This is a genomic window from Iodobacter sp. BJB302 (assembly GCF_002735645.1).
GTDB lineage: Bacteria > Pseudomonadota > Gammaproteobacteria > Burkholderiales > Chitinibacteraceae > Iodobacter.
In genome coordinates, this window is record NZ_PDZG01000015.1 from 18,112 (window position 1) to 38,670 (window position 20,559).

Here is a 20,559-nt window from a genome sequence, read left to right on the forward strand (position 1 = left end):
TTATTAAAGGAATCACCATGCCTGTTGTTAACATTCAAATTACACGCGATGGCGCGACGGCTGAGCAAAAAGCTGAAGTGATTGCAGGCGTGACCGATGTATTGGTGCGCGTTTTAAATAAAGACCCGGCCACAACTTTTGTGATTATCGATGAAGTGGATACCGATAACTGGGGCCATGCAGGTAAAAGCGTGACGCAATTGAGGGCGTTGGCGAAATAAGCGTGAGCGGCTTCAGCCGCAGTACTGATAACGATAAGGCTGACCATTGCCTAAACCCTGGTCACTGGATAAATAATGCTAGATCTCTATTATTGGATGACGCCAAACGGCCATAAAGTACGGATATTTTTGGAAGAAGCGGGCTTGGATTATCGCGTTCATCCTATCAATATCGGCAAGGGCGAGCAATTTGCGCCCGACTTTTTACGTATTGCCCCAAATAACCGTATTCCCGCAATTGTGGACCATGATCCGGCTGATGGTGGTGAAGAAATTGCATTATTTGAATCGGGCGCCATTCTGCTTTATTTAGCCGAAAAAACCGGGCAATTTATTCCCACAGATTTTCGCGCTAAGCAAATCATGCAGCAGTGGTTATTCTGGCAAATGGGCGGCTTAGGCCCAATGGCAGGGCAGAACCATCATTTCTCGCTTTACGCCCCGGAAAAAATCCCTTATGCAATTAATCGCTATATCACCGAAACCACAAGGCTTTATTCGGTGCTCAATAAACATCTGGCTGATAAGGAATTTATTGCCGGTGAATATTCCATCGCTGATATGGCCTGCTATCCGTGGATAGTTCCCTATGCCCAGCAAGGGCAAAACCTGGATGACTTTCCTAGCTTAAAGCGCTGGTTTAATATGATATCAGCGCGGCCAGCGGTGCAACGGGCCTATGCTTTGGCAAAAGAAATGAATTGAATTAGTGCGCTGTAGTCTTTATTAGCGATTAGTTTTTGTGAAGTTGGCTATGCAAAAGAGGGGGTAATATGGAAAATGGTGGTAGGCCACAAGCGAAATAAGCTAATTAACTTTGGTCTTTTATCCGTTTCTTTTGTAGGTTGGGCTAATGCTTTATCAGCCCAACAATTTATCAAGCATCACAACCCTAAATGCAACGCGACAAGAATTATTACTCGGATTATATCTGCTGCACACCCCATTGCTCATCAATATCACCCAAGCTAATTGCTCTATGGATGGATGAATAAGGCCAATCAACAGCCTTGGTGACATAACCATGTTTTACAGGGTTAAAGTATTTGTAAGCAACATGTTTTGCTAAATCTTCATCATCCCTGATTAAGTGTTCCCAATAACGGCGTTGCCATATGCCTCGTTCACGTTTTAATTTTCTGCTTTTTAAAATGATTTCGGTTTTTTGAATAGAGCGAGAAAATGTGGCTTTAATTAAGGCCCAGCGTAATGGAAAATCAGCATCGCCAATAGGTAAGCGCCAAATGGCATGTAAATGATCGGGCAACACCACGATGGCAATAATCTCGAAAGGATGTGAATGCCGGACTTTCCGGATTGCTTCACGCAGTAAGTCAATTTGCTCAAGCAATAAAGTACTTTTTCGATTGGCAAGGTTCACGGTAAAAAAATAAGTAGCACCCGCTATATTTGCTCTTCGATATCGCATGAGGTGACCTTAATGAAATGTTGGGCTGATAAAACTTTAGCCCAACCTACCGTGTTTGCAGTAGCCATCTAAAATGACTTTATTGCCTTCTCTGTTTTTCTCCGTGCTCTCCGTGTTTCAAGATTTGGGTTTTTAGCTCTGCGCCATCCTTGTCTTCGCCAGCGGTGGGTTTTTGGCGAAGTAGCGTTTGATGCCTTTGTGCAGGGCGCCGGCCATTTTGTGCTGGTAGGCTTCGTCGATGAGTTTTTGCTCTTCCTGCGGGTTAGAGATAAACGCGGTTTCAACCAGAATCGACGGGATATCGGGGGCTTTGAGTACGGCGAAGCCCGCTTGCTCAATGCCTTGTTTGTGCAGGCGGTTGATATTGCCGATCTCGCCCAGCATGGATTTGGCGAGTTTCATGCTGTCGTTATTGGTGGCGGTTTGGGTTAAATCCATCAGCGTGTGCGCCAGCGCTTTGTCTTTTACGTCGATTTTTACCCCGCCAATCAAATCGGCATCGTTTTGCGTTTGCGCCAGCCAGCGTGCAGCAGTGCTGGATGCGCCTTTTTCAGACAGCATAAAGACCGACGAGCCATTGGCGTCTGGCCGGGTAAAGGCATCAGCATGGATGGAGACAAATAAATCGGCCTGCACTGCGCGGGCTTTTTTAACGCGCATGCCAAGCGGCACAAAAAAGTCGCCATCACGGGTGAGCACAACACGCATATTGGGCTCGTTTTCCAGCAGGGCTTTCAGCTTTTTGGCAATCGCCAGTACTACGGTTTTTTCATGATTGCCTTCCGGGCCTACCGCGCCGGGGTCTTCACCGCCGTGGCCAGGATCGAGCACGATGGTAATCAGCCGGTCGACTTTCATTTTGCTGCGATCAACCGTGCCGTCTTCTTCTACCTTTGTTTTTGTAGCGGGTGCGGGCGGGGCAGGCTTGATATCGCTGGTTTGATCATCCAAAAACGCCAGCAGCGGGTCATTTTGCGATGCGGGGTAGAGATCAATCACTAAGCGGTGCTTGTATTCGCCAACGGGGTTGAGCGTAAAAATCTGTGGCTTGATTTCGGTTTTTAAATCAAGTACCAGGCGTACCGTGCCGGGCTTATTGCGCGCTGCGCGCAGCTGCTGGATATAAGGATCATCACCGCCCACTTTGCTGGCCAGGCTTTGCAGCTCGTTGTTGATATCAATGCCTTCCAGATCGACGACCAGCCGTTCCGGATCTTTAAGCGAGAATTGCTTAAAGGTGAGGGGTACGGTGGATTCGATGGTGACGCGGGTATAAGCCTGTGCAGGCCAGACACGCACGGCCACTACGCTGGCGGCAGGCGCAGCAAAGCCAAAGGGGGTAACGGCCAGCAGCAGGCTGGCGCTTGCTCCGCGCAGAATATCGCGGCGTGCCAGCTGGGGCAGGTTTATTAAACCTGTTGAAGTCGATTGAGGCATGTTTGGCCTTGCTCACTAAATGCTTGGATATGGGCCATGCGGCTTTCGGACAAAGCTTCGGGCGTTAAAGTAATGATCCAGTCAGGGGTGGGTAAAAGACCTTCAGCCTTATCTGCCCATTCGATCAGGCAAACAGATTCGGGGTTGAAGTAGTCTCTAAAGCCTGCATCTTCCCATTCGCTGGCATCATTAAATCTATACAAATCAAAGTGATATAAGTATAAGTTAGAAACAGTATAAGGTTCAACCAGCGTATAGGTGGGGCTTTTTACACGGCCGGTAAACCCCAGCCCGCGAAGCAAGCCCCGGCTGAGCGTGGTCTTGCCTGCACCAAGGTTGCCTTCCAGAAAAATCACCATGCCTGCCGCTATGCTTTGCGATAAACGCGCGCCCAGCGCCAGCGTGGCATCCTCATCGGCTAAAAAACATTTGAAATCAGTATTGGCTTGCATGGGCTATGGTATCCATTGGCTTAACGCTCATACGATGAATTGGGGTCTGGCAGGCAAAAAACGCATGAAGCCGGTATCATCGCGGCTATGCATACGTCTCTACCCCTATCAGATTATCAAAAACTCGCTCAGCAAATTAAAGGCTGGGCGCTTGAATTAGGTTTTGCCCGCGCCGGGATTAGCGGCGTCGATTTAAGCCACGCGGAGGCCGGTTTACAAGAATGGCTGGACGCGGGCTTTCATGGCGAGATGGATTATATGGCAAGGCACGGCATGAAACGTGCCAGACCTGCAGAATTACACCCCGGCACTATTTCACTTATTTCGGTTTTCCTGCCTTATTTGCCCCCTGCCGCCGCAAATTCAGAAGAAATTCTGGCTGATGGCAGTAAGGCTTATCTTTCGCGCTACGCGCTGGGGCGCGATTATCACAAGGTATTAAAGGGCCGTTTACAGCAATTAGCAGATCGGCTGGCGGCTGAAATTGGCCCTTTTGGCCATCGGGTATTTGTGGATTCGGCTCCGGTGCTGGAGGTAGAAATCGCTCAGCAAGCAGGGCAAGGCTGGCGGGGCAAACATACTTTGCTGATTAACCGCGAATATGGCTCCTACTTTTTTATTGGCGAGTTATTTACAGATTTACCGCTGCCGCCTGATCCGCCGCAGCAGGAAGAGCATTGCGGGCGTTGCACCCGCTGTATTACGGCTTGCCCGACCGGGGCGATTGTCGCTCCGTATAAAGTCGATGCGCGGCGTTGTATTTCTTATTTAACGATTGAGCTAAAAGGCAGTATTCCGCTGGAGTTTCGCCCCATGCTGGGTAATCGCGTGTATGGCTGTGACGATTGCCAGATGGTCTGCCCGTGGAATCGTTTTGCGGTAGATACTAAAGAAGCCGATTTTCATGTGCGCCATGGCCTTGATGATGTCACGCTGGTCGAGCTGTTTGCCTGGTCTGAGGCCGATTTCAAACAGAAAATGGCCGGCAGCGCCATTTACCGCATTGGCTACGAGCAGTGGCTTAGAAATATGGCTGTGGGTCTTGGCAACGCGCCGAAGTCTGCCGGGGTGATTGCCGCACTGGCCGCCAGAGCAGACGACCCGAGTGAGCTTGTCCGGGAGCATGTGCAGTGGGCCTTGGCGCAGCATGGTATGGTTTAAAGTGCTGTGGCTTATTTTTCGCCGGAGAAACACGTTGTTATTTAATTAAGCTAAAAGGCCGCATCAGCATCTGTTGCGGCCTTTTATTTGTGGTTTATTTTGTATGAAGAATAATTTTACCCATCCTCATTTGTTGTTTTGTTTGAAATGACTCCGGCATTGCAGGCCTTGATTGCCGGTGGGCGGTATCCATGGTTTCTTTGCGCTCAGTCAAGTGGATGCAGCTATCCTGAAAGCTATATTGGGAATAAGCTGATCATTCCTGAAACAATAATGAAAGGAAATTGTGAGATGGAATCATTTAATATTGGGGAAAGAGTCTTTCATGCCGCTGATAAAGGCAGAACCATCAAGACGGCTTATACGGTTGAGGGTTTTCCTGGCAGCTCGGAGGAGCTGGAAGATCCCGTTCTGTGCAAATTTCATGTGGGCCAGCATCAGTTTCTGGCTGTTTTTCAGGCGGCTGATCTGTCTCATAAATAACTGAGATCACTTTGCATATCTGAAGCCACCCTAAGCGGTGGCTTTTTTGTTGAATAAGCGGGCCGTATTTTTATTCGGCTTAATTACTTTGATCTGTATATTCGATTAATCTGATATACCTGTGGCATTAAAAGTGTAGGGCTTAAATATAATTAATATATCTTTTGGTAAAAACCGGTGTTTACCAAATCAGAAAACCGCTTGTTTATCCTGTGCCGGGCAGCAAATATTTGAATGACTGAGTGTGGTTTTTTTGTTAACAGTGCAATACTTGCATTGTTTTTTTGTAAGCAACCCATTAATTGCCCTTCTGTCTTTAAAATGCCTGGGTTTTATGTGGCTATTTTGGCGATGTGCACGAATAAAGTTAAAGAAGACGGATTGTTTAGTTAAAATGGCAGCATAAATTGATTGAATCAGGGAATAGAGCGGATTATGCAAATTGTTACGTGGAATGTGAATAGCCTTAAAGTGCGCTTGCCTCAGGTGCTGGAGTGGCTGGCTGCCAATCCGGAAGTCACGGCGCTTTGCCTGCAGGAAACCAAAATGGAAGATGTTAATTTTCCAAAGGCAGAGATTGAAGCTGCGGGTTTTCATGTGGTGTTTGCAGGGCAAAAAACATATAACGGCGTGGCGATTATTGCGCGGGAAGCTTTAAGTGATGTGGTCGTGAATATCCCCGGCTTTGTTGATCATCAGGTTCGCCTTATTGCCGCAACGGTAAAAGGAGTACGCCTTGTTTGCGCCTATATTCCTAATGGGCAATCCCTGGATTCAGAAAAGTATCCGTATAAATTAGCATGGCTGGAGGCGCTGACCCAGTGGCTGAAAACTGAAATGGCCAGTCATGAAAAATTAGCTTTACTAGGGGATTATAATATTGCTCCGCAGGATATTGATGTGCATGATCCGGCTAAATGGGTGGGGCAGGTTTTGGTATCAGAGCCGGAGCGTGCCGCTTTTCAGGCACTGCTTGATTTAGGCTTAACAGATTCATATCGCTTATTTGATCAGCCAGAAAAATCTTTTTCATGGTGGGATTATCGCGGTTTTGGTTTTAGAAAAAATGCCGGCATGCGAATCGATCATATTTTATTGTCGCAAAAACTAGTGCCTTTATGTAGTGCTTGCGTGATTGACCGTGAGCCTAGAAAAAATGAGCGCCCATCCGATCACACGCCTGTGATTGCAAGTCTCGCGATCTGATGAATCAATTAAATAATCTCTGGGGAATTTTGAATGGATAAAGCGAAGTTATTGTCAGGCAGCAGTTTATTTTGTGATTTAAGCTACGCAGAATTGACTGAACTGGCTACCCAGACTGAATTGCGCAGCCTGCGCGCCAAGCAAATGGTGGTGGTACAGGGCTCGGTAGGTGACGAGATGTTTGCTGTTTTGCATGGCCGTTTAAAGGTGGTACGCAGCAGCGATGAAGGTAAAGAGGCCACCATTTGTATTCTGGAAGCCGGAGAAATGTTTGGTGAGATTGCCATGCTCGATGGTGGCTTGCGAACCGCAACGGTAGAAACCTTAGAGCCGTGTGAGCTTTTGGTGTTGCGCCGTGATGTTGTAATGCAGCATTTAGAGCGCCACCCCAAGGTGATGCACCAAATGATTGCTACGCTTTGCCAGCGTTTACGTAATGTGGATGATTTTTTACAAGACACCCTGTTTTTGAATTTACCTCAGCGACTGGGCAAAACGCTGAAGCAGCTGGCCAAGCAGCATGGGGTTAATGATGAGAATGGCGTGCTGATTGATTTAAAGCTGACTCAGCAGGAGCTGGCCAATATGGTGGGCTCCAGCCGGGAAAGTGTGAATAAACAGCTGAGCGCATGGATGGAGTATGGCTGGGTACAGATGGACATGGGCTTTATTCGCCTGGTGCAGATGGATCAGCTGCCAGGCCACCCTTATTTTCATTAAGCAGTAAAAGGGCAGGGAACTATCCCGGCCCTTTTTATTTTTCAGCCAGTTTAGTGCCCGTATCGGTATAGGCGTAGTAATTTTTCCAGGCGCCATAAACTAAATTCGGGTATTCGGCACGGCCAAGGCTGCCGTTATAGCGGCCCAGCGCCCTGAAATAATCGCCGTTTTCCATATCTAAATAGTGGCGCAAAATTGTGCAGCCATAGCGCAAATTAGTATTCATATCGAATAAATTGTGCCCGCTGCTGCCGATCGATCTTTGCCAGAAAGGCATGACCTGCATTAATCCCCTGGCGCCAACCACCGATAATGCATAGCGGTTAAAGCCACTTTCTACATGCACAAGTCCTAAAACCAGCTGCGGGTCCAGCCCTGCACGGCTGGCTTCGTAATGAATGGCGGTGAGCAGTGTGCGGCGGATAAACTCATCCGGGATACGTTTGGCGAGGCGGGCAGACATCGCTGCCAGCCAGGCTTCGCCTTCTGCTGGATTAGCAAAGACCAGTCTGGGCGATTGCCCGTCATTAATCGATCTTTGCATTGCGGTTTGTACATTAGAGGACAGCTGTTCTTCTTTTTGCGCGCCTGCAAAGGCAAAGCTGCAAAAAAATAAGCCTATTAAAAAGGAGTAGCGCATGAGCTTTTTTCTTTGGAATCAGCTTGGAATGTAGCTTTATCGTCCGCCTTGGTCAAATTTTAGCGCTAATCAATTTTACTGCTAACGGTTTGCCGTTTTCGGCAAGCGCGAATAAACGATCGATATTGGGGTGTTTGCCTGGAAAGGCCAGGGCATCCTGGCTGTGTTCCGCATAAAGGCGCAGGCCTTTCGCAGCAGCTACGGCGTTGATTGCGCCAAACTCCTGATAAAGCGCGTGATAAACCCGCACGCTGCCGGCCTGGCCGGGCTTGTTTTCAATGCGCGCCACCAGCGTTTCGCCATCAAGCAGCTCAAGTGCGGATAAGTGATCAATAAGGGGCAGGCTGGCAAGTACGTCGGCAAAAAGCATGGGATATCCTTAAATGGGGGCTGAAATATCAGGGTCGTTTACGCATGGGCTGCAACGGATGTGTGGGCATTAAAGGTGCCCACCCGGATATTACAGTATCTGGCCAGCCTGTTTAAGGGATTGCAGGCTGGCAAAAATCAGGCTTACAGCTCGTCAAATGACGCGTCATTAGGGCCTAATTTTTGTGGGTGTACCCAGCTGATATCACGCAGGCTGTGCTGCACTTGCTGGTCTACGCCCAGAAGCTTGGCAAAAATCGCCATGCGTACCGGTACCCCATTATCAGTCTGGCGGAAAATAGCCAGTCTTGGGTCCTGGTTTAAATCGGTAGATAAGTCATTTGCGCCAGGGCGGCTGTCTCTGGGCAGCGGGTGCATCACGATCACATCCGGTTTGCAGAAGGTATCGACTGCCCGCAGATTAATCTGGAAGTTTTCACCATATCCTTCCATGACTTCGCCCTGCATCCGCTCTTTTTGCACGCGGGTTGCGTAAATCACATCGGCTCCGGCAAGCCCGCTGGCCAGATTGTCGGTGCATTCAATCACGTTTCCATTGCGGCTGGCCGCATCCAGAATACTGGCAGGCATTTCCAGGCCGGTTGGTGCAAGTAGCGTTATTTTTAGCCCCTGATACAGGCCCAGTAATTTTGCTAATGAATGGGCGGCCCGGCCATGTTTTAAATCGCCCACCAGTGCAATATGGCTGCCATCAATCAGCTTATTAAGGCGGGAAAACTCGCGCTCCATGGTGTAGAGATCAAGCAGGGCCTGGGTGGGGTGCTCGCCGGGGCCATCGCCACCGTTGATGATGGGAATATTGCTGGCTTCTGCAAACTCGGCCACCGCGCCTTGCTCGGGGTGACGGACAACAATCACATCGGCGTAGCCACTGACAACACGGCTGGTGTCGTAGATGGATTCACCCTTGGCCATCGATGAAAAAGTAAAGCCGGTGGTATCACAGACCGATCCGCCCAGCCTGCAGAATGCAGCGCCAAAGCTGATGCGCGTGCGGGTACTGGCTTCAAAAAACAGATTGGCAAGTACGGCCCCTTCAAGCACGCGGCAGGTTTTTTGCCTGCGGGCTACGGGCTGCATAATATCTGCAATGCGAAACAGCTCTTCTACAGATTCGCGTGAGAATTGCTCTACAGAAAGCAGGTGGGGCGCCCAGTTTGCGGTGCTGACATGGTGTGCAGGCACAACTTTTGTATCCTGGCTGAGAATTTCAGCCAGAAAGCGCTCAACAATGGTGGGCATACTGCGGTGTTCATTCGAGTTGTCAGGCAGCAGCCAGCTGTCTAAAGCGCGGCGACTTACACCCAGGCGCTCGGTGAGCGCATCGCGGGTGAGGTTGAGCAGTCGCATGGCATCGCGAAGGATTGTTTGTTGAGCGGATTGCATATCGGCACCTTATCTACACGTTGCGTGGATTGTGTGCTCTTTTTTATTGGTGTGCAATACGCTTTGTGTTTAATTATTGATCTGTATTAACTAATCGCGTATAGATTTGGGTTGTAGAAGGGGCTGTATTCATGAAACGGCGGGCAGGTTTTGTAAGCGCTCAGGCCCCGGCTGCGTCGCTTCCCCAGACGTCTTCCATGGGTACGAGGCCGGCAATGCGCTGGCTTTCGATGACACCAATAATGCTGTAATCGATATCCTCGCTGTCTCTTTCCACAATATCCACCAGGGGTTGCCATTGCTTATTAAAAATGGCGGCAACAATCGGGGTTTGCTCGCTCACGCCAGGGCGTTTAACAATGCCCACTTCACCATTGAGCAGCTGCACAACCGCGCCCGGTGGATAAAGCCCCATGGTTTGAGTAAACAGGCGGCCCAGCTTGATATCAATGCTGTTGGCTGAGCCTGTAAGCGAGGTGAGCAAAGCCAGATCAGACAGTTGCCCGCGCCGCCATGCATTGCGGGTTAACATGGCGCAATAGCGGTCGGCGATGCCGATCAGGCGTGCTTCAAAGTGAATGGCATCGCCAGACAGTTGCTGAGGGTAGCCACTGCCATCAGGGATTTCATGGTGTTGTAAAACATAATCCAGCCAGAGCGGATCAGTCACGCCCAGCCTGCGCAGCGTATCTCTGCCTTCTACCGGGTGAACCTGCATCAGCAGTCTTTGCTCTTCGCTCAGCGGGCCGGATTGGGTGGAGAGTTTTTCCTGAATGGCATACATGCCGATATTCATGGTTAAAGCTGCAGCAACAACAGATCGCCGCTCTGTGGGGGAGCGGCCTAAATCGCGTAAGGCCAGCTCTACCACGCAGGCCACATTAATGGCATGCCGGATAGCGTAAGTACCGTCCTGACGCAGCATAATCATGCCAATCACAACATTACGGTTCAGATCGCAAGCACGGCCAAGGTGCTCCACAATCGTGCCAATATGGGCAGGAAATACGCCGGCATAGCTTTCAGCTTTCGATAAAAGTCGATCCAGTGCAGCCCTGGATTCAAATACGAACCGGGGGGCAGAGAGTGGTCGTGATGTTTTCTGTCCGCCAGAGCGGGGGGATGAGGCCATGCAAAGCTCCGTATATATCCTTGTCATTTTAGCTGAATAAATAGCAAGGAGAAGGCATGCAATGATACAAGCGGGATGTTTATTTAAAATAAACTCTTGTACGGGGCAAAAACGAATGTGTAAATGCTTAAGATACCTGAGGTATTGCCTTTAAACCGGCACTTTATATAGATTGTTTTTGTTATACATAAAAATGGCTACAGTATCAGCCTCTGTAGCCATTATGTTGCAATGGGGCTTAGTCTGCTTCATCCATCCACATCAGCTGGATGGCTTCCAGAATTTTTTCACCGCAGTGTTTTGCGTCATCATTAAAGCCTTCTAATTCCATAACCCATTGCATTAAATCAGTAAAACGCACGGTTTTAGGATCCAGTTCCGGGAATTTATCCGCCAGCTGAATGGCAATCTCGCGGGAATCTGTCCATTTCATGATTCTATCCTTTTTGTCTCATAAGAAACAAAAAGCTGTTTCTTATTGGTTTGTCTTTCCCGTTTGCGGGGCCAGATGTTTTTTATCAGCTGCCTAAGCCGTTTGCGATCTGCTCTTTGCAGGGCATGAGCCGTATATTAATGATGCTCGCGGGCATGGTTGATGGTGTATTTTGGAATCTCTACCACTAAATCTGTGTCCGTAACAATAGACTGGCAAGACAGGCGCGATTCGGATTCGAGACCCCATGCTTTATCCAGCATATCGTCTTCTAGCTCATCAGATGGTGCCAGTGAATTAAAACCTTCACGAATAATCACATGGCAGGTGGTGCAGGCACAGGATTTTTCGCAGGCGTGTTCGATCTCAATATCGTTAGCAAGCAGCACATCGCAAACCGATGTGCCTGCTTCGGCTTCAAGCACTGCGCCTTCGGGGCAAAGCTGTGGGTGGGGCAGAACTACAATTTGAATCATGATTCATCCTTGGCATTTGGCTTATTACACAAAAACCCAAATCTTGAGCCACAGAGGTCACAGAAGACACCGGTTTTCACAGAGAAAACCAAGTCTTCTCCGGGCTTAATAAACGCTCTGTGCTCTGTGTTTTTATCGGTCTCTGTGCTTGCAGGTTTTTTAAAATTTACATCTCAGCAATTTGCTTGCCCGCTAAGCCACGCTTTACCGCGGCATCCATACGTTTGGCAGCAAAGTCACCCGTTGCTTCATTGAGCTTTTCGGTAGCAGCGTGGATGGCGTTGGCGTCTTTTTCCTGCATGCTGCTCATAAGCTGCTGCAAGCTGCTTTCAATCGCTGCGCGCTCTTCGCTATTAAGTAAATCGCCATCTTGCTGCAGCGCGGCCGTGCTGGCGTTGAGAATGGATTCGGCATCAACCAGTGCTTCGGCCAGCTTACGGGCCTGCACATCGGCGCTGGCATATTGCATGGAATCGGTCAGCATGGTGGCGATTTCATCGTCAGATAAGCCGTAAGAAGGCTTCACCATAATGCTGGCTTCAACGCCGGATGACAGCTCTCTTGCCGCAACAGACAATAATCCATCTGCATCTACCTGAAAGGTGACACGAATGCGCGCAGCGCCTGCCACCATCGGCGGAATGCCGCGCAGCTCAAACCGGGCCAGGCTGCGGCAATCGCTCACCAGCTCGCGCTCGCCTTGCAATACATGGATGGCCATGGCGGTTTGACCATCTTTAAAGGTGGTGAATTCTTGTGCTCTGGCGGTAGGAATGGTGCTGTTTCTGGGGATGATTTTTTCGACCAGATTGCCCATGGTTTCCAGCCCCAGCGAGAGTGGAATCACGTCCAGCAGCAGCCATTCATCCTCCCCTTTATTGCCTGCCAGCACATTGGCCTGAATGGCCGCGCCAATGGCGACCACTTTATCCGGGTCCAGATTAGTGAGCGGTTCTTGTTTAAAAAAATCGGCTACTGCATGGCGCACTTGCGGCATGCGGGTGGCGCCACCCACCATGACTACGCCCTTGATATCACTAACTTGCAGCTTGGCATCGCGTAAGGCTTTGCGCACAGGGGTGATGGTGTTGCTGACTAGGGTATGGGTGATCTCATGCAGCGTTTCAGTGCTTAGTTCCACATCTACTACCACGCCTTCGCTCAGCACGGCCGTGATGCGGGTAGTAGGGTGATCAGAAAGCGCTTCTTTGGCTTCACGGGCGCGGGTCAGCAGCACACGGGCGTCATGGGCGTTCAGTGCGGATAAACCCGCTTCTTGTAAAATCCAACAGTAAATGCGGTGATCAAAGTCATCGCCACCCAGTCTTGAATCGCCTGAGGTGGCCCGTACTTCAAATAAGCCGCGGGTCAGCTCCAGAATGGATACATCAAAAGTGCCGCCGCCTAAGTCGTAAATAACGTAAGTGCCCTCTGCGCCATTATCCAAGCCATAGGCAATGGCCGCAGCGGTGGGCTCATTCAGTAAGCGCAGTACATTCAGGCCGGCGATTTGTGCCGCATCTTTGGTGGCCTGGCGCTGTGCATCGTCAAAATAGGCCGGTACAGTAATCACTGCGCCAACCAGCTCGCCACCGAGGCTTTGCTCGGCGCGGGTTTTAAGCGTGCGCAGAATATCTGCCGATACTTCAACCGGGCTTTTTACCCCCGCGCGTGTCGATATTTTGAGCATGCCCGGCTCGTCTACAAAGCGGTAGGGCGTGGCTAAATCGGCAATATCATTAATGCCACGGCCCATAAAACGTTTGACCGAGCTGATGGTGTTGCTTGGGTCATCATTCTGGCGTGCCAGTGCACCACAGCCCACACGGGTTTCGCCATCCTTGCCGTAATTCACCACGGAGGCCAGCAGCGTGCGGCCCTGCTCATCCGGCAAACAGACGGCGCTGCCGCTTTTTACCGAGGCAACTAAGGAGTTGGTCGTGCCAAGATCAATGCCGATTGCAAGGCGGTGCTGATGTGGCTCGGCAAATAGACCCGGCTCAGAAATTTGTAATAAGGCCATGTTTCATCCGTAAGATAGCTTGCTTCGCTATTCTTTAAAAAGCGTGCTTTAAGAGGTCTTCTTAAGCCAACCCTATCAACTTAAGATGAATTCGTAGCTTGGGTTAGCAGTCTTATCGCGTAGCCATAAATGGGCCACGCAAACCAGCTAACCCAACCTATGAAAAGCATCTTTTCCCATTAGCTTTGCTTTAGTTAATAGAGTTGGGCTGAGATTAGCCATTATGTAATTTAAAACAGCAGGGTTTCTATGGCGTCGCCAATTTCCTGCTCCAGTTTTTCCATAAAGCGAAGTTTACGCACGGCAACGGTGGCCGCGCTTAAATCATGCGTTTCGTCCAGCAGGCTGGCAAGGTGTTGCTCCAGCGCGCTGGTTTCAGCGGCCAGTTCTCTGCCTATATTTTCTAAGCTTTCAATATTCTGCGTGGTTTTTGCATCGCCAATCGCCTCACGCCATTCCATTTGATTCATTAAAAAATCAATCGGCATGGCTGTATTGCTTTCTTCCTGCGTGTCGACGCCGGCCAGCTTGAGTAAATAGCGGCCACGGGCAATCGGGGATTTGAGCGTTTGATAGGCTTCATTGACTTGGGTGGCAATCTGCAGGCTCATACGGCGCACAGCATCGTTCTCGCTGGCAAAGCGATCGGGATGATAAGTGGCAAGTAAGCTGCGGTAATTGCTGTCAATGCTGCGCTGGTCGAGTGCAAACCTGGCAGGCAAGCCGAAGAGGGCGAAGTGGTTTTGCGTAAAGTCGAAGTTCATGGCGTTTTTGGCGGGGAAGGGGGGGAAATGCTGCTTTAAAACCCAAATCTTAAACCACGGAGGAAAAGGAGGACGCGGAGAAAAACTTATTTTAGAGTGGGTGTCCTCTGGTTTGTTTTTCTCGTTTTTTTTCCGTGAGCTCCGTGGTGAAGATTTATGGTTTCAAAGGCTTGCTGCATTTGCGTACTAAACGTTAAAGCTTTCGCCGCAGCCGCACTCGTTTTTAACGTTGGGGTTATTAAATTTAAACCCTTCGTTCAGGCCTTCCTTGGTGAAGTCCAGCTCGGTGCCATCAAGGTAAGCGAGTGATTTGCTGTCGGTGAAAATTTTTACCCCGAAGCTTTCAAAAGCTAAATCTGTATCGGAGGCGACATCGACAAACTCAAGCTTATACGCCATGCCGGAACAACCCGAGGTTTTAACGGCCAGACGCACGCCAAGACCTTTACCACGCTTTGCCAGAAAATTGGAAATATGGGTTGCTGCACTTTCACTTAATGTAAGAGCCATTTTTTTGCCTCGCAATAACACTGCGTCATCGCTTATCCAGACGCATTACGCCGTAAGTTGAACCAATAGATTAACCGTGCTTGGTTTTGTAATCCGCTACCGCTGCTTTAATGGCGTCTTCTGCCAGGATAGAGCAGTGGATTTTAACCGGCGGCAGCGCTAATTCTTCGGCAATTTGTGTGTTTTTAATGCTCAAAGCCTGATCGAGCGTCTTGCCCTTTACCCATTCGGTAACTAAGGAAGACGATGCAATCGCCGAGCCACAGCCGTAGGTTTTAAATTTAGCATCTTCGATAATGCCGTCTGCGCCTACCTTGATTTGCAGCTTCATCACGTCGCCACAGGCCGGAGCGCCCACCATGCCAGTCCCTACGTTGTCGTCGCCTTTTTCAAACGCGCCAACATTACGTGGGTTTTCATAGTGATCCAGAACTTGTTCGCTGTATGCCATTTTGTGTGCCTCTTTACTTTTGCTGTGGTTCGCAGGTGTGTAACCCAACATCTTGTTAACTGAGTGTGCTGGGTTACGCGATATCGTCAGCTAAAAACGGCTGACGATCCTGCTAACCCAAACTGCGTACTGTTAATAATCATCATTAGGACTGCATTTAGTGTGGATCGCAGTTCTGGGCAAGGCGCAAAGTCACGACGTTTACTATTTGTAAACGAGGGGCTTTGCAACGCCGCACAGGGCTGCGAGGCACGCTAAATTTAGTGGGCGGCCCATTCGATGGTGGAGATATCGATCCCCTCTTTGTACATATCCCAAAGCGGCGACAGCTCACGCAGTTTGCCGATTTTGCTGCGAATTAAAGCAATCGCAAAGTCGATTTCTTCTACGGTATTAAAGCGGCCGATGGTGAAGCGGATCGATGAATGTGCCAGCTCATCCGAGCGGCCAAGAGCACGCAATACGTAAGACGGCTCTAAAGATGCCGATGTACACGCAGAGCCACTGGATACGGCCAGCTCTTTCAGAGCCATCACCAGCGATTCGCCTTCTACATAGTTAAAGCTCACATTCAGATTATGCGGAACACGCTGTTCCATATCACCGTTCAGGTGGACTTCTTCGATGTCGGATAAACCTGCCCACAGGCGGTCACGCAGCATACGCATGCGTTCCAGCTCGGTTCCCATATCTTCTTTTGCGATACGGAATGCTTCGCCCATGCCGACGATTTGGTGCGTTGCCAGCGTGCCAGAACGGAAACCACGTTCATGACCGCCGCCGTGCATTTGTGCTTCAAGGCGGATACGTGGCTTGCGGCGAATATACAGCGCGCCGATGCCCTTAGGGCCGTAAGTCTTGTGCGCTGAAAAGCTCATTAAATCGACTTTAAGCGCGGCCAGATCAATCACCACCTTACCTGTGGCTTGCGCGGCATCCACATGGAAGATAATGCCTTTTTCGCGGCATAATTCGCCAATTGCCGGGATATCCTGGATCACGCCGATTTCGTTATTAACAAACATCACTGAGATCAGGATGGTGTCCGGGCGAATCGCCGCTTTCAGTACATCAAAATCAAGCAGACCGTTGTCTTTTACATCTAAATAAGTCACTTCAAAGCCTTCGCGTTCCAGCTCGCGCATGGTATCCAGAATGGCTTTGTGTTCTGTTTTAACAGTAATTAAATGCTTGCCCTTGGCCTTGTAAAAGTGCGCTGCACCTTTTAAGGCCAGGTTGTTGGATTCGGTGGCACCGGAGGTCCAGACGATTTCTTTTGGATCGCAATTAACCAGCGCGGCAACCTGTTCACGTGCTTCTTCTACAGCCGCTTCCGCTTCCCAGCCAAAGGCGTGTGAGCGCGATGCAGGGTTGCCGAAGTGCTCGGTTAAACAGGGAATCATCTTGGCTGCAACACGTGGATCCACTGGTGTGGTGGCTGAATAGTCAAGATAGATAGGTTTGGTCGCGCTCATTTTGCGGATGCTCCAGATTCAATACGAGAAGGCTTGATACTGCCGAGTAAAATGCTGTCATTGCAGCGTTTTTGCTTGGCCTGATGTTTGTCTATCAACTGCGCCAGACTGATCGAGGCGAGGTAATCAAAGATCGTGCTGTTCAGGCTTGCCCAAAGGTCGTGCGTCATACAGCGGCCTTCGTCATGGCAGTTTTCTTTGCCGCCACATTGGGTGGCGTCCAGCGGCTCGTCCACCGCTAAAATAATATCGGCAACGGTAATCAGGCTGGCATCTTTGGCGAGGCAATAGCCGCCGCCGGGCCCGCGCACGCTGTCTACCAGCTCGCGACGGCGCAGCTTGCCAAACAGTTGCTCTAAATAGGAGAGCGAAATATGTTGGCGCTCGCTAATGCCGGAAAGCGTCACCGGCCCCGCGGATTCCCGCAGTGCAAGGTCTAGCATTGCCGTTACAGCAAAACGGCCTTTGGTCGTCAGTCGCATGATTTTCCTCTCATTACAGGCCAATGCTAAAATACCAGAGTGATTTAGTCAAGTATTGATGAGGTGGGGGTGGGGAGTCGTGAGTCGGGAATGGGGGAGTAGGGGGTGGGGAGGTAAGTTTAGTGCCACGCACTGTTCATTCTATTTTGACTCACGACTCACCACTTCCAACTCCCCCCAGTCCTTAATCCACAATCCGGTTGAGGTAGCCAGGGTCAAACTGGTCGCCTTCGGCTCTTTCTGCTTCACAGTTCACGCCCAGCTGCTCGAGCTTAGCCAGAATGGCTTCGATGCGCTTATCGGTGGTAACTGAATGATCAAGCATGCCGTGGATGGCTTTAACGATGGGGTCATTCATGTCGGCAGAAATACCATAGGCCGAAAAGCCCATTTGTTCGGCTTTGGCCGCCCTGGATTTATCTGCTTCTTCGATAATCCGGGCGGGGATGCCAACGGCTGTAGCATTGGCGGGTACGTCTTTTACCAGCACGGCATTAGAGCCTACCTTGCCGCCCTCATGCACGGTAATTGGGCCAAGGATTTTTGCGCCTGCGCCCACAATCACGCCGCGTTCTAAAGTAGGGTGGCGCTTGCCTTTATTCCATGATGTGCCGCCCAGTGTTACGCCATGATAAAGCGTGCAGTCGTCGCCTACTTCGGCGGTTTCGCCAATCACAATACCCATACCGTGATCAATAAACACACGGCGGCCAATTGTTGCGCCGGGGTGGATTTCAATACCGGTAATAAAGCGTGAAAAGTGCGAAACCATGCGGGCTAAAAGCTTACAGTCACGCCGCCATAAGCCATTGGCTACTAAGTGCAGCGACAGTGCATGAAACCCCGGATAACAGCAGACCACTTCTAAAATATTACGGGCGGCAGGGTCGCGGTCGAAGACCACAGAGATATTTTCACGCAGACGAGCAAGCATAATGAGCTAAAGCCAGGCACTAAAGTTGAGCATTTTACTCGACTTTGAGCACGAAGGGGAGCGCTTACTGGGGGCAATGACTATGATGAAAGCGATATTGTGCGATTAACATGATCTTAAGCAGGCAATGATGAGCGGGCTCGATTCTGATCTGACAGAAGCAATCTGCAGTGCTGGCTATGGCGATTCCTTTGCCGTACTTGGCATGCACTTGGATGGCGGCAGGATTTGCGTCAGGGCTTTTTTACCCGATGCCAGCGCCTGTGTGGTGATTGACAGCGCCACAGGCAGCCGCCTTGTGGCGCTTCGCCTGGTTGATGAACGAGGCCTGTTTGCCGGCCATATTCCCCGCCGTAAAAAAGTATTTAGCTATCGCCTTGCAGTGCAGTGGGGAGAGCAGGAAATCGTGCTGGAAGATCCTTACCGCTTTGCCCCCATCCTGGGCGAGATGGATGTTTGGTTATTAAGCGAAGGGACGCATCATCGCCCCTTTGAGAAACTGGGCGCTCACCCGCAGCAAATAGATGATGTCAGTGGTGTGGTTTTTGCTGTGTGGGCACCGAACGCCCAGCGGGTGGCAGTGGTGGGCGATTTTAATTTATGGGATGGCCGCCGGCATGGCATGCGTTTACGGCGGGAATGCGGCGTTTGGGAGGTTTTTATTCCCGGCGTTGAACAAGGCGCTTGCTATAAATTTGAGATTCTTGATCAGGCGGGGGCTCGTCAGTTAAAAGCAGATCCTTACGCCTTTGCCGCCGAACTGCGCCCCGGCACAGCCTCCAAAGTGGCAGGATGCCCGCCCAAAGTGCCAGAGTTTGCTGGCAGGCGGGCGGCTAATCAGGGCGATGCGCCCATCAGTATTTATGAAGTGCATTTAAGCTCATGGCGGCGCGTACCGGAAGACGGCTATCGCTGCTTAAACTGGCACGAGCTTGCAGCACAACTGCTTCCCTATGTAAAAGAGCTGGGTTTTACGCATCTGGAGCTGTTACCCATCAGCGAGTACCCCTTTGATGGCTCCTGGGGCTATCAGCCGCTGGGGCTTTATGCACCAACGGCAAGGTTGGGCAGCGCAGCGGATTTTAAGTCCTTTGTGCAAGCCGCGCATGAAATGGGTCTTGGCGTTTTGCTTGATTGGGTGCCTGGTCATTTCCCTGGGGATAGCTTTGGCCTGGCGCAATTTGACGGTACGCCCCTGTTTGAGCACAGCGATCCACGGGAAGGTTTTCATCTTGACTGGAAAACGCTGATTTATAACTACGGGCGTAATGAAGTTAAAAATTATCTAATTGGTAATGCCCTCTATTGGATAGAGCGCTTTGGCGTGGATGGTTTACGCGTCGATGCGGTGGCGTCGATGCTCTACCGCGATTATTCGCGGGCAGCAGGGGAATGGATTCCTAATGAATGGGGCGGGCGGGAAAACCTAGAGGCGATTGCCTTTTTGCGCGAAATGAGTGAAATCCTCGCCAGCGAATGCCCTTATGCCGTGACCTTTGCCGAAGAATCGACTTCTTTTCCTGCGGTGACTCAGCCTGTCGCTAAGGGCGGGCTGGGCTTTAATTACAAATGGAATATGGGCTGGATGCACGATAGCCTAGGCTATATGCAGCTTGATCCCATTTATCGCCAGCATCACCACAATCAAATGAGCTTTAGCCTGATGTACGCCTTTGATGAGCGCTTTGTACTGCCGCTTTCGCACGATGAAGTGGTGCATGGCAAAGGCTCGATACTCAGCCGTATGCCGGGGGATATCTGGCAGCAATTTGCCAATTTGCGCGCCTATTACGCCTTTATGTGGGCGCATCCGGGTAAAAAACTCTTATTTATGGGCTCGGAGTGGGCGCAGGTGCGGGAGTGGTCGCATCAGCATAGTCTGGACTGGCATTTGCTTGAATCGGCATGGCACCGGGGCGTGCAGGCTTTAGTGCGGGATTTAAATCAGATTTACCAAAGTCAGCCCGCTTTACATCAAATTGATTTCGAGCCACGCGGCTTTAACTGGATTATTGCAGATGATGCAATTCATTCTATTTTTGCGTTCAGCCGCCATTCAGAAAATGACTTTGTGCTGATTGTCGCTAACTTTACCCCCGAAGTGCGCCACCAATACCGGGTAGGCGTGCCTAATGCCGGGCGCTATATTGAAGTCATTAATACGGATTCGATGTATTACCAGGGGGGTAATGTGGGCAATAGTGAATGTCAGAGTGAAAATATCGCCAGCCAGCAATACCCGCAATCCTTAGCGATGACGATACCACCTTTAGCGACGCTTTATTTTAAGTGGCTGGGGGATTAACTCAATATCCAGGTGATTTGGATATTTGAAATATTGTTATATATTAAAA

23 protein-coding genes are annotated in these 20,559 nt (G+C 50.2%); 7 read left to right on the plus strand and 16 right to left on the minus strand.

Translation table 11 applies throughout. From position 1 onward, the window contains the following. The first annotated feature begins 17 nt into the window (after positions 1–17). Positions 18–221 carry a 4-oxalocrotonate tautomerase family protein gene (locus tag CSQ88_RS07000; RefSeq protein WP_099397430.1) on the plus strand — a complete coding sequence of 68 codons (204 nt, stop codon included), beginning with the start codon at positions 18–20 and terminating at the stop codon, positions 219–221. Positions 222–296: 75 nt separating this feature from the next. After that, entirely contained in the window at positions 297–926 is a 630-nt protein-coding gene (locus CSQ88_RS07005) for a glutathione S-transferase N-terminal domain-containing protein (RefSeq protein WP_099397388.1), read from the plus strand. 220 nt (positions 927–1,146) lie between these two features. On the opposite strand, the gene CSQ88_RS07010 is transcribed toward CSQ88_RS07005, so the two are convergent. The 3 genes from CSQ88_RS07010 to tsaE form a co-directional block, all read right to left on the minus strand. Then, positions 1,147–1,650, minus strand: coding sequence for a transposase (locus CSQ88_RS07010; RefSeq protein WP_099397389.1), 504 nt, complete (start codon positions 1,648–1,650; stop codon positions 1,147–1,149). Positions 1,651–1,782: 132 nt separating this feature from the next. Then, positions 1,783–3,087: an N-acetylmuramoyl-L-alanine amidase gene (locus CSQ88_RS07015; RefSeq protein WP_099397390.1), complete on the minus strand. Its 1,305-nt coding sequence runs from the start codon at positions 3,085–3,087 to the stop codon at positions 1,783–1,785. Continuing rightward, a complete protein-coding gene (tsaE, locus tag CSQ88_RS07020; RefSeq protein ID WP_099397391.1) occupies positions 3,060–3,539 on the minus strand; it encodes a tRNA (adenosine(37)-N6)-threonylcarbamoyltransferase complex ATPase subunit type 1 TsaE in 480 nt (159 codons plus the stop codon). The genes CSQ88_RS07015 and tsaE overlap by 28 nt, the downstream gene beginning before the upstream one ends. Positions 3,540–3,626: 87 nt before the next feature. On the opposite strand from tsaE, the gene queG reads away from it, so the two are divergent. The 4 genes from queG to CSQ88_RS07040 all read left to right on the plus strand — a co-directional run bounded on the left by queG (position 3,627) and on the right by CSQ88_RS07040 (position 7,109). After that, positions 3,627–4,700: a tRNA epoxyqueuosine(34) reductase QueG gene (queG, locus tag CSQ88_RS07025; RefSeq protein ID WP_099397392.1), complete on the plus strand. Its 1,074-nt coding sequence runs from the start codon at positions 3,627–3,629 to the stop codon at positions 4,698–4,700. 147 nt (positions 4,701–4,847) lie between these two features. Next, positions 4,848–5,183 (plus strand): hypothetical protein, encoded by a 336-nt coding sequence (locus tag CSQ88_RS22735; RefSeq protein ID WP_143449441.1) that lies wholly within the window; start codon positions 4,848–4,850, stop codon positions 5,181–5,183. Between the two features lie 435 nt (positions 5,184–5,618). Beyond that, complete coding sequence (gene xth / locus CSQ88_RS07035) at positions 5,619–6,389, plus strand: exodeoxyribonuclease III (protein ID WP_099397394.1); 771 nt, start codon at positions 5,619–5,621, stop codon at positions 6,387–6,389. Positions 6,390–6,422: 33 nt separating this feature from the next. Beyond that, the gene (locus CSQ88_RS07040) at positions 6,423–7,109 is read left to right on the plus strand and encodes a Crp/Fnr family transcriptional regulator (RefSeq protein WP_099397395.1); all 687 of its coding nucleotides are present in this window, start codon (positions 6,423–6,425) and stop codon (positions 7,107–7,109) included. Between the two features lie 34 nt (positions 7,110–7,143). Here the strand turns inward: CSQ88_RS07040 and CSQ88_RS07045 are convergent, their stop codons facing one another. From CSQ88_RS07045 to cysE, 13 genes are all read right to left on the minus strand, one after another. Continuing rightward, entirely contained in the window at positions 7,144–7,749 is a 606-nt protein-coding gene (locus CSQ88_RS07045; protein WP_099397396.1) for a lytic transglycosylase domain-containing protein, read from the minus strand. A 52-nt stretch (positions 7,750–7,801) separates the two neighbouring features. Further along, positions 7,802–8,119: a DUF2322 family protein gene (locus CSQ88_RS07050; RefSeq protein WP_099397397.1), complete on the minus strand. Its 318-nt coding sequence runs from the start codon at positions 8,117–8,119 to the stop codon at positions 7,802–7,804. A 143-nt stretch (positions 8,120–8,262) separates the two neighbouring features. Beyond that, on the minus strand, positions 8,263–9,525 hold the full coding sequence (locus CSQ88_RS07055) for an aspartate carbamoyltransferase (RefSeq protein ID WP_099397398.1): 1,263 nt from the start codon (positions 9,523–9,525) through the stop codon (positions 8,263–8,265). Positions 9,526–9,685: 160 nt separating this feature from the next. After that, positions 9,686–10,657 carry an HD-GYP domain-containing protein gene (locus CSQ88_RS07060; RefSeq protein WP_180273568.1) on the minus strand — a complete coding sequence of 324 codons (972 nt, stop codon included), beginning with the start codon at positions 10,655–10,657 and terminating at the stop codon, positions 9,686–9,688. A gap of 238 nt (positions 10,658–10,895) precedes the next feature. Then, positions 10,896–11,090 (minus strand): Fe-S cluster assembly protein IscX, encoded by a 195-nt coding sequence (iscX, locus tag CSQ88_RS07065; protein WP_099397400.1) that lies wholly within the window; start codon positions 11,088–11,090, stop codon positions 10,896–10,898. A gap of 137 nt (positions 11,091–11,227) precedes the next feature. Beyond that, entirely contained in the window at positions 11,228–11,566 is a 339-nt protein-coding gene (fdx, locus tag CSQ88_RS07070; protein ID WP_099397401.1) for an ISC system 2Fe-2S type ferredoxin, read from the minus strand. A 166-nt stretch (positions 11,567–11,732) separates the two neighbouring features. Further along, positions 11,733–13,589 (minus strand): Fe-S protein assembly chaperone HscA, encoded by a 1,857-nt coding sequence (hscA, locus tag CSQ88_RS07075; RefSeq protein ID WP_099397402.1) that lies wholly within the window; start codon positions 13,587–13,589, stop codon positions 11,733–11,735. A gap of 230 nt (positions 13,590–13,819) precedes the next feature. Beyond that, complete coding sequence (gene hscB / locus CSQ88_RS07080; protein ID WP_099397403.1) at positions 13,820–14,353, minus strand: Fe-S protein assembly co-chaperone HscB; 534 nt, start codon at positions 14,351–14,353, stop codon at positions 13,820–13,822. A 186-nt stretch (positions 14,354–14,539) separates the two neighbouring features. Further along, on the minus strand, positions 14,540–14,863 hold the full coding sequence (iscA, locus tag CSQ88_RS07090; protein WP_099397405.1) for an iron-sulfur cluster assembly protein IscA: 324 nt from the start codon (positions 14,861–14,863) through the stop codon (positions 14,540–14,542). A gap of 70 nt (positions 14,864–14,933) precedes the next feature. After that, positions 14,934–15,314 carry a Fe-S cluster assembly scaffold IscU gene (gene iscU, locus CSQ88_RS07095; protein WP_099397406.1) on the minus strand — a complete coding sequence of 127 codons (381 nt, stop codon included), beginning with the start codon at positions 15,312–15,314 and terminating at the stop codon, positions 14,934–14,936. A gap of 260 nt (positions 15,315–15,574) precedes the next feature. Beyond that, positions 15,575–16,789, minus strand: coding sequence for an IscS subfamily cysteine desulfurase (locus tag CSQ88_RS07100; RefSeq protein WP_099397407.1), 1,215 nt, complete (start codon positions 16,787–16,789; stop codon positions 15,575–15,577). Next, entirely contained in the window at positions 16,786–17,271 is a 486-nt protein-coding gene (iscR, locus tag CSQ88_RS07105; RefSeq protein WP_046350773.1) for a Fe-S cluster assembly transcriptional regulator IscR, read from the minus strand. Before iscR ends, CSQ88_RS07100 begins: the two co-directional genes overlap by 4 nt. 184 nt (positions 17,272–17,455) lie before the next feature. After that, on the minus strand, positions 17,456–18,205 hold the full coding sequence (cysE, locus tag CSQ88_RS07110; RefSeq protein ID WP_099397408.1) for a serine O-acetyltransferase: 750 nt from the start codon (positions 18,203–18,205) through the stop codon (positions 17,456–17,458). A gap of 130 nt (positions 18,206–18,335) precedes the next feature. Here cysE and glgB point away from each other — a divergent pair, with 130 nt between their 5' ends. Beyond that, a complete protein-coding gene (gene glgB, locus CSQ88_RS07115; protein ID WP_218963025.1) occupies positions 18,336–20,510 on the plus strand; it encodes a 1,4-alpha-glucan branching protein GlgB in 2,175 nt (724 codons plus the stop codon). Positions 20,511–20,559: the final 49 nt, after the last annotated feature.

What these genes read in the sequence shown, in the direction of transcription:
- CSQ88_RS07000 (WP_099397430.1), top strand. Translation starts at nt 18, where the DNA reads ATGCCTGTTGTTAACATTCAAATTACACGCGATGGCGCGACGGCTGAG.
- CSQ88_RS07005 (WP_099397388.1), top strand. Translation starts at nt 297, where the DNA reads ATGCTAGATCTCTATTATTGGATGACGCCAAACGGCCATAAAGTACGG.
- CSQ88_RS07010 (WP_099397389.1), bottom strand. Translation starts at nt 1,650, where the DNA reads ATGCGATATCGAAGAGCAAATATAGCGGGTGCTACTTATTTTTTTACC.
- CSQ88_RS07015 (WP_099397390.1), bottom strand. Translation starts at nt 3,087, where the DNA reads ATGCCTCAATCGACTTCAACAGGTTTAATAAACCTGCCCCAGCTGGCA.
- tsaE (WP_099397391.1), bottom strand. Translation starts at nt 3,539, where the DNA reads ATGCAAGCCAATACTGATTTCAAATGTTTTTTAGCCGATGAGGATGCC.
- queG (WP_099397392.1), top strand. Translation starts at nt 3,627, where the DNA reads ATGCATACGTCTCTACCCCTATCAGATTATCAAAAACTCGCTCAGCAA.
- CSQ88_RS22735 (WP_143449441.1), top strand. Translation starts at nt 4,848, where the DNA reads ATGACTCCGGCATTGCAGGCCTTGATTGCCGGTGGGCGGTATCCATGG.
- xth (WP_099397394.1), top strand. Translation starts at nt 5,619, where the DNA reads ATGCAAATTGTTACGTGGAATGTGAATAGCCTTAAAGTGCGCTTGCCT.
- CSQ88_RS07040 (WP_099397395.1), top strand. Translation starts at nt 6,423, where the DNA reads ATGGATAAAGCGAAGTTATTGTCAGGCAGCAGTTTATTTTGTGATTTA.
- CSQ88_RS07045 (WP_099397396.1), bottom strand. Translation starts at nt 7,749, where the DNA reads ATGCGCTACTCCTTTTTAATAGGCTTATTTTTTTGCAGCTTTGCCTTT.
- CSQ88_RS07050 (WP_099397397.1), bottom strand. Translation starts at nt 8,119, where the DNA reads ATGCTTTTTGCCGACGTACTTGCCAGCCTGCCCCTTATTGATCACTTA.
- CSQ88_RS07055 (WP_099397398.1), bottom strand. Translation starts at nt 9,525, where the DNA reads ATGCAATCCGCTCAACAAACAATCCTTCGCGATGCCATGCGACTGCTC.
- CSQ88_RS07060 (WP_180273568.1), bottom strand. Translation starts at nt 10,657, where the DNA reads ATGGCCTCATCCCCCCGCTCTGGCGGACAGAAAACATCACGACCACTC.
- iscX (WP_099397400.1), bottom strand. Translation starts at nt 11,090, where the DNA reads ATGAAATGGACAGATTCCCGCGAGATTGCCATTCAGCTGGCGGATAAA.
- fdx (WP_099397401.1), bottom strand. Translation starts at nt 11,566, where the DNA reads ATGATTCAAATTGTAGTTCTGCCCCACCCACAGCTTTGCCCCGAAGGC.
- hscA (WP_099397402.1), bottom strand. Translation starts at nt 13,589, where the DNA reads ATGGCCTTATTACAAATTTCTGAGCCGGGTCTATTTGCCGAGCCACAT.
- hscB (WP_099397403.1), bottom strand. Translation starts at nt 14,353, where the DNA reads ATGAACTTCGACTTTACGCAAAACCACTTCGCCCTCTTCGGCTTGCCT.
- iscA (WP_099397405.1), bottom strand. Translation starts at nt 14,863, where the DNA reads ATGGCTCTTACATTAAGTGAAAGTGCAGCAACCCATATTTCCAATTTT.
- iscU (WP_099397406.1), bottom strand. Translation starts at nt 15,314, where the DNA reads ATGGCATACAGCGAACAAGTTCTGGATCACTATGAAAACCCACGTAAT.
- CSQ88_RS07100 (WP_099397407.1), bottom strand. Translation starts at nt 16,789, where the DNA reads ATGAGCGCGACCAAACCTATCTATCTTGACTATTCAGCCACCACACCA.
- iscR (WP_046350773.1), bottom strand. Translation starts at nt 17,271, where the DNA reads ATGCGACTGACGACCAAAGGCCGTTTTGCTGTAACGGCAATGCTAGAC.
- cysE (WP_099397408.1), bottom strand. Translation starts at nt 18,205, where the DNA reads ATGCTTGCTCGTCTGCGTGAAAATATCTCTGTGGTCTTCGACCGCGAC.
- glgB (WP_218963025.1), top strand. Translation starts at nt 18,336, where the DNA reads ATGAGCGGGCTCGATTCTGATCTGACAGAAGCAATCTGCAGTGCTGGC.